The organism is Enterobacter pseudoroggenkampii (assembly GCF_026420145.1).
GTDB classification, from domain to species: Bacteria; Pseudomonadota; Gammaproteobacteria; order Enterobacterales; family Enterobacteriaceae; genus Enterobacter; species Enterobacter pseudoroggenkampii.
In genome coordinates this window covers 1-14,367 of record NZ_JAPMLV010000001.1, presented here as the reverse complement: position 1 = coordinate 14,367, position 14,367 = coordinate 1, and the positions used below count along the sequence as shown (strand labels likewise).

Genomic DNA, 14,367 nt, shown 5'->3' with positions numbered 1-14,367 from the left:
CCTCAGGACGGTTATTTCGCCAGCGTCAAACCCGCCAGACGCACGATGCCGTCCGGGTAAGGCTTAAAGCCCTGCACGCTTTTATTCAGGCCAAAAATGCGCGGCTCGAAGTAGAGGTAGGCAATCGGCATGTCGGTTTGCAGCTGCTTCACCACCTTGTCGTACAGCGGCTGGCGCGCGGCCTGGTCGGTGCTCTGGCGCGCCTGGGTCAGCCATTCGTCAACCTGCGCGTTGCTGTAGCGGCCGTCGTTAAGGGTGCCTTTGCTGTTGATAAAGCCGTAGATGCTGCCGTCCGGATCCGGGCGTCCCGACCAGCCGGAGAAGCTCAACTGATAGTCCCCGCTCTGCTGGCGATCGAGCAGCGTGGCGAATTCGGTCATCTGCAGGTTCAGGGTGAAGCCCGCCTCGGCCACCATCGCCTGCAGCACCTGTCCCACCTGCTGCGAGGTAGGGTTGTTCGGCACCAGCAGGTTGACGGTCAGCGGCGTGGTCACACCGGCGGCTTTCAGCAGCGCTTTGGCTTTGTCGACGTCACGCGGCGGGACCGGCAGGTTGACGTGATACGGGCTGACCGGTGAAAACGCCTGGTTGGCCGGGGTGTAGAGCCCTTCAAAGACCACCTGGTTTAGCGCATCGCGGTCGATAGCCTGCGAGAAGGCCTCGCGCACGCGGGCATCCTTAAACGGATCGTTAGCTGGCACCTTGCCGTTGTTGATGTTAAAGGTGATGCCCTGATAGCCCAGGCCCGTTACCTTCGCCAGCGCCAGCTTACTGTCAGCCTCGACGGTTTTCACATCGCTGGCGGCGATGCCTTCGGTCAGGTCGAGATCGCCCGCACGCAGGTTCGCGAGACGCACGGAGGCATCCGGGATCGGCAGATAGATAATTTTGTCGAAGTGGTAGGCGTCTTTATTCCAGTAGTTGTCGAAGCGGGTCAGAACAATACGGTCCTGGGACACGCGGCTGTCGAATTTATACGGGCCGGAGCAGACCGGATGGGCGGCAAAGTCAGGCTTTTTCGCCGCCTCGGGGGCCATCATCGCGCCCGCGCGGTCGGTGAGCTGCATCAGCAGCGCGGCATCGGGGGTCTTCAGGTGCAGCGCAATCTGCATCGGGCCGGTGACCTCGACCGATTCAACGGAGGAGATCTCGCTCTTACGCAGGGAGCCTTTCAGGGTAAGGGCGCGGTCGAGGTTGTATTTTGCCGCGGCTGCATCGAATTTCTCACCGTCGTGGAAGGTGACGCCTTCGCGCAGATTGAGCGTTAGGGTTTTACCGTCCTCACTCCACGCCCAGTCTTTAGCCAGACCGGGAACAACCTTCAGATTTTCATCCACGTCCACCAGCCTGTCGCACAGGGAGGCAAACACGAAGCGGCCATAGTAGGTGCGCGCCAGGTGCGGGTCGAGCATGTCCGGGTCAGCGCCCAGGCCGATTCGCAGCACGCTTTCAGAATGGGCGGGCAGCGCCGCGCCAAGCAACATAACACTTCCCAGTACGGTCAAAAGAGAATTACGCATTGTCATTATCATGAGTTCCTTGGAGGAAGGGGCGAGTGAGTGGCCGCGTGTTCAAACAGCGCGCGGCGGCGCAGAAAAGCGGCGGATGGCGGTGCAATCTGGATAACGCTGCGATCGCGGTTGATCTCCTGCCAGCGGTGGCAGGCAACCTGACGCCCGCCGTCGAGCACCTGATTGATCGGCTCGACCTGACGGCATTCGTCGGTGACGTACGGGCAGCGGGTGTGGAAACGACAGCCGGACGGCGGGCTGGCTGGGTTGGGCAGATCCCCCTGCAGCAGCGGCGCATCTCGCTCAATGCCCGGCTGCATCTGCGGCGCCGAGGCGATCAGCGCCTGGGTATAGGGATGCAGCGGCGCGTCAAAAATCTCATCCACGGTGGCAAGCTCGACGATTTGCCCAAGATACATGACCGCCACGCGGTCGCTCATATGGCGGATCACCGCCAGGCCGTGGGCGACAATCACCATCGTCAGCCCCAGCTGGTGCTTCAGGCTTTCCAGCAGGTTGACCACCTGCGCCTGAACGGAGACGTCCAGCGCGGATACCGGCTCATCACCCAGCAGCAGCTTCGGTCCCGAGGCCAGCGCGCGCGCAATGCCGATACGCTGGCGCTGCCCGCCGGAAAACTCGTGCGGATATCGGCCGGCCCAGGCGGCGGGCAGGCCTACAGTCTTGAGCAACTCGGCAACGCGGTACTGGCGATCCGCTTTTTTCATGTTCTGATGCAGCCACAGCGGCTCGCCGACGATCTGCTCCACCGTCATGCGCGGGTTGAGGGAGGCGAAGGGATCCTGGAAGATGATCTGCAGCTCGCGCCGGAGTTGATTCAGGCGCGCCCCCGAGGCATGCGTGATCTCTTCCCCCTGGTAAAACACGCGCCCTTCGCTGGCGGCCAGCAGGCGCAGCAGCAGACGGCCAAGCGTGGATTTTCCGGAGCCGGACTCGCCGACGATCGCCAGCGTTTCGCCCGGCATCACGGCAAGCGAAACGCGATCGACCGCGGTGACAAACCGTGCCGGAGTAAAGAGTTTTTTGGGGCCGGGGAAAAGCTTGCTGAGGTCACGGGCTTCAAGAATGGGCGTGGTCATGCTATTTCTCCCAGGGCAATGTGCTGTTCGAGCGGCACGCGGAAGCAGGCGACCTGATGGCCCGCGCCGAGCGTGGTGAGCTGCGGTTTTTCAGCGTGGCAGCGCGTCTGCGCAAACGGGCAGCGCGTCGCGAAACGGCAGCCCTTCGGCATGGATTCCGGGAGCGGGACCGCGCCGGGAATGGTGGAGAGCTGGCCCTTACGTGCGCCCAGCGAGGGGATCGAGCCCATCAGGCCGATGGTGTACGGGTGCTGCGGGTCGGCAAAAATAGCCTCCACGCTCCCCTGCTCCACCACCTGCCCGGCATACATCACGGCGACCTGCTGGGCGACTTCTGCCACCACGCCTAAATCGTGGGTGATCATCAGCACTGCCGTGCCGGTTTCCTCTTTTAAGGCGTTGAGCAAGGCAAGGATTTGCGCCTGGATGGTGACGTCGAGCGCGGTGGTGGGCTCGTCAGCAATCAGCAGTTTGGGATGGTTAATCAGCGCCATCGCAATCATCACGCGCTGGCGCATGCCGCCGGAAAGCTGGTGGGGATACGCTTTCAGGCGCATCTCTGCCGCCGGGATCTGTACCTTCTCGAGGATCTGCAGCGCGACCTTCATCGCCTCTGCGCGCGAGACGTTCTGGTGTCGTATAACCGCTTCGCTAAGCTGATCGCCCAGCGTAAACGCCGGATTGAGCGAGGTCATCGGCTCCTGAAAAATCATCGCCAGCTCGCTGCCGCGCAGATCGGCATATTCCCGCGGTGAGAGCTTTAGCAGGTCGTGGCGGCGAAACTGCATCTCCCCGCTGACGATCCGCGCGCTGGGGGGCAGTAACCCCATCAGCGCCAGTGAGGTGATACTTTTCCCGCAGCCGGACTCCCCCACCAGCGCGAGCGTTTCGCCTGCCCTAACGGTCAGAGAAATACCATCAAGCACGCTAACCGGCGAGCCAGCAAACGTAACGTTGAGGTTTTGCACTCGCAATACGGGCGTGGCGTCCTTAAAGGGTATTGTCGTCATGGCGTGAAGTCGTCCTCGAGGTGGATCGCCTGAATCAGGGCGGTTTGCAGGCTGAGCAGGTGTTCGCGCATGGCGGCCGCGGCTTCATTTGGCTGGCGATGGATAATCGCAGCCATGATCTTGTGGTGGTGGTCGTTATAGCTGTCGACACGTTCGGGGGTGCGTGCCAGCTCGCGCAGATGCTGCCAGCCCGGTTCACGCCGCACGGCATCAATGGCATCAAACAGGCCGAGCATCAGACGGTTGCCCGCCGCCTCGGCAATTGCCCGGTGAAAGGCGCTATCCCACAGTTCGTTGAGATCGCGGTCATCCGGGCTGACCTTATCGATGCGTTCCAGCATGCGCTGCATGAGCGCGAGGTTTTCCCTGGTGGCACGCAGTGCCGCAAGCCGGGCTAAGCCGGGTTCGAGCTGTAGACGAGCTTCCATCACTTCCAGAAGGTTGGTCTGCTGAACCAATCCCTGAAGGGCCAGCGGTTCAACAGGTGCCGCCGGACCAATAAAGGTCCCTTTGCCCTGCTTACGCCAGATGCGCCCCTCTTCTTCCAGCACGTCCAGCGCACGACGCACTTCACGTCGCCCTACGCCGAGAGTGTCCGACAGCTCACGTTCCGTGGGCAGCGGTATGCCTGGTGTTGACTCATGCTGGTTGATTAGCCCGCGCAGCTGCTCAAGCGCGGTGCTGGAATTGGCCAGAAACCGTGACGGTTTTTCCATATTGGTTCGCTCGCTTTCATCATAATTTTATTTTTATTAACGATAAGTTATTGATATGAAATGAAGCTTATCGTGCTAATGATTAAGCAATAACCAAACCAATACGCAATTGGTTCAGTTATTTTTTGGAAAGCGGGAGATAACCAAATGATTCTGCGTGAATTATTTTTACAGAAAGACACATTCTGACTGAGGTCTGAAGAGAGGAACGGTGGTTAAATGCACAATATCAGTGCAGATAACGCACTATATTTGTGCAATTGTTAATTAATTGCACCATAGATATTGACTTTTTGTTAACGATAGTTGAGGGGATGAGATTACAGAATGCTGAAACGACGAAGGCCTGAATCATTTCTGATTCAGGCCTTCTGAATAGTGGCGGAACGGACGGGACTCGAACCCGCGACCCCCTGCGTGACAGGCAGGTATTCTAACCGACTGAACTACCGCTCCACTGTTCCCGTTTGGGGAACGAGGCGCATATTACGGTGCGCCTCCGATCTCGTCAACGCTTTTTCTCGCGTTTTGAATCGTTTGCTGCAAAAATCGCCCAAACGATGATTTTACAGGCATTCCGGCGTTTTTTCAGGCGCGCCACATACAGCTACCGCCCTTCTTCTGGACCAGATCAAGCCGGGATTCGTGGTTATGAAGCTCTTCATCACTGGCTAAAACAACCCGCAACCGGCTTGCCTGACGGACAACACGCTGAATGCCCGCTTCGCCTTGCGTCTGCTGGGATTCATTTTCCATACTGAACTTCATTGAGGTCTGCCCGCCGGTCATCGTCAGATAGACATCCGCCAGGATCTGGGCATCAAGCAACGCCCCGTGGAGCGTTCGTTTGGTATTGTCTATCTCGTAGCGCGAGCAGAGCGCATCCAGGCTGTTACGCTTGCCGGGAAACATCTTCCTTGCCAGCGCCAGGCTGTCCGTCACCTTACAGAAGGTGTTCGTCTTCGGGATATCACGATTAAGCTTGCTGAATTCATAATCCATAAAGCCGATATCGAACGAGGCGTTATGGATGACAAGCTCGGCACCCTTGATATATTCCAGGAACTCGTCAGCGACATCCGCAAACGTCGGCTTATCCAGCAAGAACTCATCGGCAATCCCGTGAACGCCGAACGCTTCCGGATCCACCAGCCGATCGGGTTTGAGGTAGACGTGGAAGTTGTTCCCCGTAAGACGACGGTTCACCACTTCAACGGCGCCGATCTCGATGATCTTATGCCCTTCGTAGTGCGCGCCGATCTGGTTCATACCGGTGGTTTCGGTATCGAGGACAATCTGGCGAGTAATTGCAGTGCTCATAGCGGTCATTTATGTCAGACTTATCGTTTTACTGAACGTTTCGAATACAGGAAGTCTACCAGAGATGCGTAAACAGGTAGAAATTTTCACCGATGGATCTTGTCTCGGTAACCCAGGACCCGGCGGTTACGGCGCGATTATGCGCTATCGCCAGCACGAAAAAACTTTTAGCGAAGGCTATTTTCTGACCACCAACAACCGGATGGAGTTGATGGCGGCCATCGTGGCGCTGGAGGCGTTAAAAGAACATTGTGACGTGGTGTTAAGCACCGACAGTCAGTACGTGCGCCAGGGGATTACCCAGTGGATCCACAACTGGAAAAAACGCGGCTGGAAAACCGCCGATAAGAAACCGGTCAAGAACGTCGATCTCTGGAAACGTCTTGATGCTGCGCTGGGCCAGCACCAGATTAAGTGGGAGTGGGTTAAAGGCCACGCAGGCCACCCGGAAAACGAACGCTGCGACGAACTGGCGCGTGCTGCGGCATCCAATCCCGCTCATGAAGATGCGGGCTATCAGCCCGACGTTTAATCGGTTTTTTTGTACTGCCGCGTGGCGCCGACGGTCTGGCGGATGGGCGTTTTCGACTTGCTCTGCTTCATGGGGTTAAGCGTAAGGGGAATGGTTCGCTTACGCGCGACGATAAATTGCAAACAGCCCAACGCGGGGAGGTGGGTACTCAGTACAACGCCCCCCTGCCGCGCCCAGGGCAGCACCTGAAAACCACCGTAGCAGAGCACTTCAAAGTTCAGCAGCGAAAGCCAGTCGAGCTGGCGCATCATGGTGAACATCCGGCTGTTGTAAGGTGGGGCCCGGCGTAGTACCGGTACCAGCTTACGCAGGCCCATCAGGCTTAGCGGATTAAATCCGCTCAGTACCAGCCAGCCGTCATCAATCAGCACACGATCGGCTTCGCGAAGCAGACGATGCGGATCGCTGCACCAGGGCAGCGTGTGGGCGAGCAAACAGGCATCAACGGATTTCTCTGCAAACGGCAGATGCAACGGGTCTGCCTTCACCTGAACCGGCGCTCCGCCGAGAGAGACGTTGACCTGATGCGAGATAGCGCAGCTTTCGGTATTGATTTCCGCGCTGAGATTGCCAATCTTAAGCAGGTGAAAGCCATACATCTTCGCAAGCCAGGGCTTCAGCTGTTGTTCTAACGCTTCGCGATAGTATTCACCCCAGGGCAATTCCGCCCAACGTTCCGGTGCTGCGACAGTCTGAGGTATCCTTGCCGGTTTCATCAAAACACCCGCCACGCTATAAGAGGTAATGTATGAATCTTATCAGTATTCCAGCCTTTGAGGACAATTACATCTGGGTTTTGGTTGACGACGATCGCCGATGCGTCATTGTCGATCCCGGAGAATCCTCCCCCGTTCTGCGCGCAATAAAAGAGAACGGCTGGCAGCCGGAAGCCATTCTGTTGACGCATCACCATCACGATCATACTGGCGGCGTGCCTGAACTGCGCGCTCATTTTCCGCATCTGGTGGTTTACGGACCGGCGGAGGCACAAGATAAGGGCGTCACGCAAGTAGTCGAAGAAGGCGAAACTATCCTCATACGCGAGTGGGAGTTTTCCGTATTTGCTACACCAGGTCACACTTTGGGACATCTATGTTTCTACAGTAAACCTTATCTTTTTTGCGGCGACACGTTGTTCTCCGGAGGCTGCGGAAGACTGTTTGAAGGCACGCCAGCTCAAATGCACCAGTCTTTACAGAAGATTAATGCGTTACCCGATGACACCATTATTTGTTGCGCCCATGAGTATACATTAGGAAATATGAAGTTTGCCGTGAGCCTCTTACCCGAGGATCGGGCGATTCAGGATTATTATCACAAAGTGAAGGAGTTACGTGCAAAAGACCAAAAAACACTACCCGTAATTCTGAAAAACGAGCGCCAAATTAATTTATTTTTACGAACAGATGATATTGATTTAATTAATAAAATTAACCAAGAAACAAATTTGCAACAACCTGAACAGCGATTTGCATGGTTAAGGTCAAAGAAAGATAACTTCAGATAATTGCGGGTTGCCTTTTCAAAATTTCGCCGTTATTATCGCTCGTCTTTTAAGCAACTATTGACACACACATGAAGGCAAAAGCGATATTACTCGCCTCTGTCCTGCTTGTAGGTTGCCAGTCGCAGAACGGCAGCAACGTACAACAGCACGCACAGAGCCTTTCTGCAGCTGGTCAAGGGGAAGCAGGGAAGTTTGCAAGTTCGGCGCGCTGGATGGACGATGGAACATCTTTCGCGCAGGATCAAGACTTGTGGACCTCTATTGGCGACGAGCTAAAGATGGGAATTCCGGAAAATACCCGGATTCGCGAACAGAAACAGAAGTATTTAAGTAATAAGAGCTATCTCCACGATGTAACGTTACGGGCAGAGCCGTATATGTACTGGATAGCCGGGCAAGTTAAGAAACGTAACATGCCTATGGAGCTGGTACTCCTACCCATAGTGGAGAGCGCTTTTGACCCACACGCGACGTCTGGCGCCAATGCCGCAGGCATTTGGCAGATCATTCCGAGCACCGGGCGAAACTATGGTCTGAAACAGACCCGCAACTATGATGCGCGTCGCGATGTTGTCGCTTCAACGACAGCCGCTCTCGACATGATGCAACGTCTGAACAAGATGTTTGACGGTGACTGGCTGTTAACGGTCGCAGCGTACAATAGTGGCGAAGGTCGTGTACTGAAGGCAATGAAAGCGAATAAAGCACGGGGTAAATCCACCGATTTTTGGTCGCTCTCACTGCCACAGGAAACAAAGATTTACGTACCGAAAATGCTGGCATTGAGCGATATTCTCAAGAACAGCAAGCGTTACGGTGTACAACTGCCAACACCAGACGAAAGTCGTGCACTGGCGCGTGTTCGCCTCAGCAATCCGGTTGATATTCAACAGGTTGCTGATATGACGGGTATGTCGGTAAGTAAATTGAAAACCTTTAATGCTGGCGTTAAAGGCTCAACCCTGGGGGCAAGTGGCCCGCAGTATGTAATGGTTCCGCAGAAACATGCTGAGCAGTTACGTGAGTCTTTAGCTTCGGGTGAAATCGCCGCCGTTCAGTCAACGCTGATCGCGGATGTCTCATCAGTTAACAGCCGCAGTTATAAGGTTCGTTCAGGCGATACGCTTTCGGGCATTGCGTCACGTCTTGGCGTGAATGCGAAAGATCTGCAGCAGTGGAATAACCTGCGCAATTCAGGCCTGAAAGTGGGTCAGACTCTGACGGTAGGTGCAGGTAGCAGCGCACAGCGTCTTGCCAGCAACAGCGATAGCATTACCTATCGCGTGCGCAAGGGCGATTCACTGTCCAGTATCGCAAAACGACACGGCGTAAACATCAAGGATGTGATGCGCTGGAACAATGATACTGACAATCTGAAACCTGGCGACCAGCTGACGCTGTTTGTGAAGAACAGCGCGACGCCAGACTCCTGATAGCACGATCGAAAGATAAAAAGGCACCGATTCCCCTCGGTGCCTTTTTTGTTTATCCCGCTTTTTGCGCTTCAGCCATGATGGTATCGCTGGTAAACGAGCCATCGTCCTGCAGTTCAAAGTATGCCTTTACCTCTGCGGACGCACTCTCCTGATACAGCCTGATTGCCTGGCTTAATGCTTCCGGGGTGCGCATACGCGCGATCCACGAGCTGAACTCAAGCGGTAAGCGGTCTGTAATCAACGCACGCGCGATCAGCCCCGCTTCAGTGATAAATGACAACCACTCACCGCTGGCATAGTTTTGCACATGCGAGGTGTCGCGCAGCGCTTCCACCGTCTGCAGCCAGATATTGCGCACCGGATGTCCAGGAGACATCACATCCATAATAATGAAGATGCCGCCCGGCTTCAGAACACGTTTGACTTCGCGTAATGCCTGGCCAACATCATGCCAGTGGTGCGCGGAGTAACGGCTGATCACCACCTCAAACGACGCATCATCAAAAGGTAAGGATTCGGCATAGCCCTGGCGCGTATCAATGTTGTCCAGCCCCTTCGCTTTCGCCGCCTCAGCAACGACGTCCAGCATCTGGCTGGATAAGTCATACGCGGTAACGTGCGCGACATGCTGTGCAGCCGTAAAGCTGGCATGCCCTGCCCCGCAGCCTAAATCCAGCACGTGGGCCTGCGGGAATGCCGCCAGACGTTCACCGAGACGCACCAGATCGCGGCCAGAAGCATGCACGGCGCTGCTCAGATAGGCACTTGCCTGAGAACCAAACTGTTTTTCTACGTTGTCATGATGGGAGTGTGTTGTTGTCATCGTACTGTCCTTTGTGAGTGGAAAATAAAGGGCAGCACCCGCGCAGGCCTGCCCCACGGCAGACCTGACACACCATTATTTATCAGGTTTGCCGGGACTGAATTCAACTAGTAGAGGGTTATGATCCGAGGCGCGCGTCACCAGAACCGAGGCGTCATGCACGCTCAAACCACGATAGAAGACAAAGTCGAGAGGACGACCAAAGGCTTTTTTGCGCTGGTCATCGCTAAAACGAACTTCACGCAGCGACATTTCGCGCGCAAAGCGATACAGCGCGTTCATGCGTGGACGGCTCCAGGCATTGAAATCGCCTGCCATAATAATGGGTCCGCTGTGATGCGCAATCTGATCGCCAATGGGAAGTAACTGCTTGCTGTAGACATCCACGCCCAGGCTGAAATTGACCGCATGGATGTTCACGACCATCAACATACGGGTATCCGGCAGCGGATAGACCGTCACCAGCGCCGATTTTGCCAGACGCAGAATAGGTTCACGTTCGCGCAGAGGACAGCAATAGACGGGATGTGCTGCTGAAAGCGTCATCACGCCTGAGGGGTGTTGTGGCAGAACAAATGCAGGCACCTGGTCGGCGGCAAGATAGTTCGTGGTGGCAAACCGGACCAGCTCAGGGGTGGTTTGCGCCTCCTGGAGCAGAACCAGATGGGCATCTTTACCAAAATTCTTGAGGACCGATAACCACTCTGCACGCTGCTGCTTAAAGATATTCCACACCAGTACACGGATTTTTTCATCACTGCTTAACGGAGTGCCGGCGGGTAATGCCTGGCTTATGCTCGCAAATGACCCCGGAGGCAAGATCCTCTCCGCGGGCATTCCGGCAACATAACGCATGGCATAGGTATTTTTTCGCACTTTTGGAAACAGCCTCTGTAACATGAACCAGCCCGGAAAACGGACTGGTTCTAATGTTATAGGGACTTTAGGTCATACTTTCAACGCAATTTCTGAGAAACCGCTTTCCAGTTTTGTAAGCAAGCACTTACTGTTTTTATCCCAGCGCGACACGAGCGGGTTTATCAAGACGTCCACTCAGGCCAATCAACAGGAAGGCGACCAGGACAATCACCGCGCCAATCCACGGGGTCTGGGTTAATCCAACATGCGCTACGGTTTGTCCGCCAATGATAGAGCCCAGCGCGATGCCGATATTAAATGCGGCAATGTTCAGACCCGATGCCACATCCACCGCATTGGGCGTATAGAGCTCGGCTTTCTGGACAACGTAAACCTGAAGCCCGGGCACATTACCAAAGGCAAAGATCCCCATGACCAGCACCGTGACCAGCGCGGCGTAGTGTAGCGAAGCCGTGAACTGGAAAATCATCAGCAGAACAACCAGGGCGGCGAAGATGAATTTCAGCGCCGGTACCGCACCATGCTTATCCGCAAGCTTGCCGCCCCAGATATTGCCAATCGCAACGGAGATACCATATCCCAGCAAAATCCAGCTCACGGCATTGGGGGAGAAGCCTGCCAGGTCCTGCATCATCGGTGCAAGGAAGGTGAAGGCGGTGAATACGCCGCCATAGCCCAGCGCCGTGACCGCGTAGATGATCAGCAAACGCGGATGCGTGAGCACCTTCAGCTGATCGCGCAGGCTGGCGCTGGCCCGGCCAGGAATATTCGACGGTACCAGCAGCAGGCTGGTCACCAGGGCAATGACGCCCAGTAAGGAGACGGCCAGGAACGTTTCACGCCAGCCGAAGTGCTGTCCGATAAACGTGCCCAGCGGTACGCCCGTAACAAGAGCGACGGTCAGCCCACCGAACATGATCGCAATGGCAGACGCCGCTTTCTCCTTGGGTACCAGGCTGGTTGCAATAGTGGAACCAATCGAGAAGAACACCCCGTGTGCAAGGCCGGTCAACAGACGAGCGATGACCAGCGTGGTGTAGTCCGGTGCCTGCCAGGCCAACACGTTGCCGGCGGTGAACAGCACCATTAGTGCAACTAACAGCTGCTTACGCGGAAAACGTCCGGTCAGGGCCGTCAGCACGGGCGCACCGACGGCGACGCCCAGGGCATAGATGGACACCAGCAGCCCGGCGGAGGGCAACGAGATCGCAAGCTGGTTAGCAATGGTGGGAACCAGCCCCACGATAACAAATTCGGTAGTGCCAATTGCAAAGGCACTGATCGTCAGGGCAAGAAGCGCCAGTGGCATAAAATACTCCGTATCATCAGGATTAAGATGACAGGCAGTATGCGCCAGTGCTTAAATAACAAAAATGGTCAAAATATCAATAGAATTTTGCGGGTGGTGCAACAATGAAAGCAACGTCAGAAGAGCTGACAATCTTTGTCGCCGTCGTCGAAAGCGGCAGCTTTAGCCGCGCGGCCGAACAGCTGGGACAGGCTAACTCAGCCATCAGCCGCTCGGTAAAAAAGCTGGAGATGAAGCTTGGGGTGAGTCTGCTCAATCGAACGACGCGGCAGCTGAGCCTGACGGAAGAAGGAGAGCGTTATTTTCGCCGCGTGCAGTCGGTACTGCAGGAGATGGCTGCAGCGGAGACGGAGATTATGGAGACCCGCAGCACGCCGCGTGGGTTACTGCGCATTGATGCGGCCACGCCGGTGGTGCTTCACTTTCTGATGCCGCTGATTAAACCTTTCCGCGAACGTTATCCGGAGATGACGCTCTCTCTGGTCTCCTCAGAGACGTTTATCAACCTCATCGAGCGTAAAGTGGATGTGGCTATCCGGGCAGGAACCCTGACCGATTCAAGCTTGCGTGCCCGCCCTCTGTTTGCCAGCTACCGCAAAATTATCGCATCACCAGAGTATATTGCTGAACATGGTAAACCGGAGACGGTCGAAGAACTGAAGCAGCATCTGTGCCTGGGCTTTACGGAGCCGGTGTCACTGAACACCTGGCCTGTCGCCTGTCATGATGGTCAACTTCATGAAATTACCTGCGGATTATCCTCAAACAGCGGGGAAACGCTGAAGCAGCTGTGCCTTACCGGGAATGGCATCGCCTGTTTATCGGATTACATGATTGATAAAGAAATTGCGCGCGGTGAACTTGTGGAGTTAATGGCCGATAAGCGTCTGCCGGTAGAGATGCCTTTTAGCGCGGTGTATTACAGTGACAGAGCGGTCAGCACGCGCATACGGGCCTTTATTGACTTCCTGAGTGAACATATAAAAACAGCTCCCGGAGGAGCTGTGTGAGGGTTTAGAGTACAGAGGGGGTTAATATCAGTCCCAGTCAGGTGCTAAGCCTTCCGGGCTAACCAGACGATCGTTGCACTCCAGGGCTGCGATCGCTTTTTTATCGTCAGCATCCAGATGAAGATCCGTTGCTAACAGGTTGCTGGCCAGGTTTTCACGCTTAGTTGATGATGGGATCACGGCATAACCTTCCCCCATTGCCCATGCCAGAATCACCTGCGCAGCAGTCGCGCTATGTTTCTCAGCGATACGCGTAATCACTTCATCTTTCAGCGCCTTACCGTAGGCCAGCGTCATGTATGACGTGATGTGGATCCCGTGCTGTTTTGCCCAGTCCACGACTTTGCGGTTTTGCAGGTATGGCGACAGCTCAATCTGGTTGGTCGCAATATTTTCTGCGCCAACAGCGGCAATGGCTTTTTCCATCAGCGGAATGGTGAAGTTGGAGATCCCAATTTCGCGGGTTAAGCCCTGCTTTTTCGCTTCCAGAAGAGCCTGCATGAATTCTTCCACGGAGACGGCATCGTTTGGTGATGGCCAGTGGATCAGCGTCAGATCGACGTAGTCAGTACGCAGTTTTTTCAGGCTCTCTTTCAGGCTAGGGATAAGCTTGTCTTTGCTGAGATTCTCAATCCAGATTTTCGTGGTAATGAACAGCTCATTACGCGGTACCCCGCTCTCTTCGAGAGCTTGTCCAACGGCAGCTTCGTTTTCATAAATCTGCGCCGTATCAACTGCGCGATAGCCCAGTTCGAGTGCGGTTTTAACTGATGCGATAACAACGTCGTCTTTCAGGCGGAAAGTGCCCAGACCAAATGCAGGGAGAGTCATAATATTCCTCAATCGTTATGTTCGTAAACTGAGGAAGATTATCGCTGGCGGTGTTATAGAGAAAAAGATCGCAAAACGCAGAGGATTTTTGCTAATTTCGCAATAATTAAACGTCAGATAAGAAAAAAGCCCTGAGCGTTAGCTCAGGGCTTTTAATAAGTGGCGGAACGGACGGGACTCGAACCCGCGACCCCCTGCGTGACAGGCAGGTATTCTAACCGACTGAACTACCGCTCCACCGAAGACTGCTTGTAACCACCGGATTTATGCACCGGCTTACTACTTAATTTGATGCCTGGCAGTTCCCTACTCTCACATGGGGAGACCCCACACTACCATCGGCGCTACGGCGTTTCACTTCTGAGTTCGGCATGGGGTCAGGT

General features: G+C 55.2%; 14 protein-coding genes, 2 tRNA genes and 1 rRNA gene. 4 read left to right on the top strand and 13 right to left on the bottom strand.

Annotation, left to right across the window (positions count from 1 at the left end):
* Positions 1 to 11 precede the first annotated feature (11 nt).
* The 6 genes from OTG14_RS00085 to dnaQ all read right to left on the bottom strand — a co-directional run bounded on the left by OTG14_RS00085 (position 12) and on the right by dnaQ (position 5,657).
* Positions 12 to 1,526: an ABC transporter substrate-binding protein gene (locus OTG14_RS00085; protein ID WP_267214417.1), complete on the bottom strand. Its 1,515-nt coding sequence runs from the start codon at positions 1,524 to 1,526 to the stop codon at positions 12 to 14.
* A 2-nt stretch (positions 1,527 to 1,528) separates the two neighbouring features.
* A complete protein-coding gene (locus tag OTG14_RS00080; protein WP_267214416.1) occupies positions 1,529 to 2,611 on the bottom strand; it encodes an ABC transporter ATP-binding protein in 1,083 nt (360 codons plus the stop codon).
* A complete protein-coding gene (locus OTG14_RS00075) occupies positions 2,608 to 3,621 on the bottom strand; it encodes an ABC transporter ATP-binding protein (RefSeq protein ID WP_267214415.1) in 1,014 nt (337 codons plus the stop codon). The genes OTG14_RS00080 and OTG14_RS00075 overlap by 4 nt, the downstream gene beginning before the upstream one ends.
* The gene (locus OTG14_RS00070; protein WP_024909454.1) at positions 3,618 to 4,337 is read right to left on the bottom strand and encodes a FadR/GntR family transcriptional regulator; all 720 of its coding nucleotides are present in this window, start codon (positions 4,335 to 4,337) and stop codon (positions 3,618 to 3,620) included. The genes OTG14_RS00075 and OTG14_RS00070 overlap by 4 nt, the downstream gene beginning before the upstream one ends.
* Before the next feature lie 379 nt (positions 4,338 to 4,716).
* Positions 4,717 to 4,793: transfer RNA gene (locus OTG14_RS00065), tRNA-Asp, on the bottom strand.
* Between the two features lie 132 nt (positions 4,794 to 4,925).
* Entirely contained in the window at positions 4,926 to 5,657 is a 732-nt protein-coding gene (gene dnaQ / locus OTG14_RS00060; protein WP_055726119.1) for a DNA polymerase III subunit epsilon, read from the bottom strand.
* Between dnaQ and rnhA the strand changes: the two genes are divergently transcribed.
* On the top strand, positions 5,611 to 6,189 hold the full coding sequence (gene rnhA / locus OTG14_RS00055; RefSeq protein ID WP_175557791.1) for a ribonuclease HI: 579 nt from the start codon (positions 5,611 to 5,613) through the stop codon (positions 6,187 to 6,189). The two genes, dnaQ and rnhA, sit on opposite strands and share 47 nt — an antisense overlap.
* Here the strand turns inward: rnhA and OTG14_RS00050 are convergent.
* On the bottom strand, positions 6,186 to 6,905 hold the full coding sequence (locus tag OTG14_RS00050; RefSeq protein WP_024909452.1) for a class I SAM-dependent methyltransferase: 720 nt from the start codon (positions 6,903 to 6,905) through the stop codon (positions 6,186 to 6,188). The genes rnhA and OTG14_RS00050 overlap by 4 nt on opposite strands.
* 32 nt (positions 6,906 to 6,937) lie before the next feature.
* Here OTG14_RS00050 and gloB point away from each other — a divergent pair, with 32 nt between their 5' ends.
* Both gloB and mltD read left to right on the top strand, forming a co-directional pair.
* Positions 6,938 to 7,696, top strand: coding sequence for a hydroxyacylglutathione hydrolase (gene gloB, locus OTG14_RS00045; RefSeq protein ID WP_267214414.1), 759 nt, complete (start codon positions 6,938 to 6,940; stop codon positions 7,694 to 7,696).
* A gap of 68 nt (positions 7,697 to 7,764) precedes the next feature.
* Positions 7,765 to 9,129 carry a murein transglycosylase D gene (mltD, locus tag OTG14_RS00040; protein WP_267214413.1) on the top strand — a complete coding sequence of 455 codons (1,365 nt, stop codon included), beginning with the start codon at positions 7,765 to 7,767 and terminating at the stop codon, positions 9,127 to 9,129.
* Between the two features lie 52 nt (positions 9,130 to 9,181).
* Here mltD and OTG14_RS00035 read toward each other — a convergent pair whose 3' ends face one another.
* From OTG14_RS00035 to OTG14_RS00025, 3 genes are all read right to left on the bottom strand, one after another.
* Positions 9,182 to 9,955, bottom strand: coding sequence for a class I SAM-dependent methyltransferase (locus OTG14_RS00035; RefSeq protein ID WP_267214412.1), 774 nt, complete (start codon positions 9,953 to 9,955; stop codon positions 9,182 to 9,184).
* A 75-nt stretch (positions 9,956 to 10,030) separates the two neighbouring features.
* On the bottom strand, positions 10,031 to 10,831 hold the full coding sequence (locus OTG14_RS00030; protein WP_024909448.1) for an endonuclease/exonuclease/phosphatase family protein: 801 nt from the start codon (positions 10,829 to 10,831) through the stop codon (positions 10,031 to 10,033).
* 136 nt (positions 10,832 to 10,967) lie between these two features.
* Positions 10,968 to 12,143: an MFS transporter gene (locus tag OTG14_RS00025; RefSeq protein WP_023310479.1), complete on the bottom strand. Its 1,176-nt coding sequence runs from the start codon at positions 12,141 to 12,143 to the stop codon at positions 10,968 to 10,970.
* Positions 12,144 to 12,247: 104 nt separating this feature from the next.
* Here OTG14_RS00025 and yafC point away from each other — a divergent pair, with 104 nt between their 5' ends.
* Positions 12,248 to 13,153 (top strand): DNA-binding transcriptional regulator YafC, encoded by a 906-nt coding sequence (gene yafC / locus OTG14_RS00020; RefSeq protein WP_032646938.1) that lies wholly within the window; start codon positions 12,248 to 12,250, stop codon positions 13,151 to 13,153.
* Positions 13,154 to 13,180: 27 nt separating this feature from the next.
* On the opposite strand, the gene dkgB is transcribed toward yafC, so the two are convergent.
* The 3 genes from dkgB to rrf all read right to left on the bottom strand — a co-directional run.
* Positions 13,181 to 13,984 (bottom strand): 2,5-didehydrogluconate reductase DkgB, encoded by an 804-nt coding sequence (dkgB, locus tag OTG14_RS00015; RefSeq protein ID WP_115874283.1) that lies wholly within the window; start codon positions 13,982 to 13,984, stop codon positions 13,181 to 13,183.
* A gap of 160 nt (positions 13,985 to 14,144) precedes the next feature.
* A tRNA-Asp gene (locus tag OTG14_RS00010) sits at positions 14,145 to 14,221 on the bottom strand.
* 56 nt (positions 14,222 to 14,277) lie between these two features.
* Positions 14,278 to 14,367: ribosomal RNA gene (rrf, locus tag OTG14_RS00005) — 5S ribosomal RNA — on the bottom strand; the annotation flags it as partial.

Excerpts from the sequence above, each read along its gene's own strand:
- OTG14_RS00085 (WP_267214417.1), bottom strand. The coding sequence starts at position 1,526 with ATGACAATGCGTAATTCTCTTTTGACCGTACTGGGAAGTGTTATGTTG.
- OTG14_RS00080 (WP_267214416.1), bottom strand. The coding sequence starts at position 2,611 with ATGACCACGCCCATTCTTGAAGCCCGTGACCTCAGCAAGCTTTTCCCC.
- OTG14_RS00075 (WP_267214415.1), bottom strand. The coding sequence starts at position 3,621 with ATGACGACAATACCCTTTAAGGACGCCACGCCCGTATTGCGAGTGCAA.
- OTG14_RS00070 (WP_024909454.1), bottom strand. The coding sequence starts at position 4,337 with ATGGAAAAACCGTCACGGTTTCTGGCCAATTCCAGCACCGCGCTTGAG.
- dnaQ (WP_055726119.1), bottom strand. The coding sequence starts at position 5,657 with ATGAGCACTGCAATTACTCGCCAGATTGTCCTCGATACCGAAACCACC.
- OTG14_RS00050 (WP_024909452.1), bottom strand. The coding sequence starts at position 6,905 with ATGAAACCGGCAAGGATACCTCAGACTGTCGCAGCACCGGAACGTTGG.
- gloB (WP_267214414.1), top strand. The coding sequence starts at position 6,938 with ATGAATCTTATCAGTATTCCAGCCTTTGAGGACAATTACATCTGGGTT.
- mltD (WP_267214413.1), top strand. The coding sequence starts at position 7,765 with ATGAAGGCAAAAGCGATATTACTCGCCTCTGTCCTGCTTGTAGGTTGC.
- OTG14_RS00035 (WP_267214412.1), bottom strand. The coding sequence starts at position 9,955 with ATGACAACAACACACTCCCATCATGACAACGTAGAAAAACAGTTTGGT.
- OTG14_RS00025 (WP_023310479.1), bottom strand. The coding sequence starts at position 12,143 with ATGCCACTGGCGCTTCTTGCCCTGACGATCAGTGCCTTTGCAATTGGC.
- yafC (WP_032646938.1), top strand. The coding sequence starts at position 12,248 with ATGAAAGCAACGTCAGAAGAGCTGACAATCTTTGTCGCCGTCGTCGAA.
- dkgB (WP_115874283.1), bottom strand. The coding sequence starts at position 13,984 with ATGACTCTCCCTGCATTTGGTCTGGGCACTTTCCGCCTGAAAGACGAC.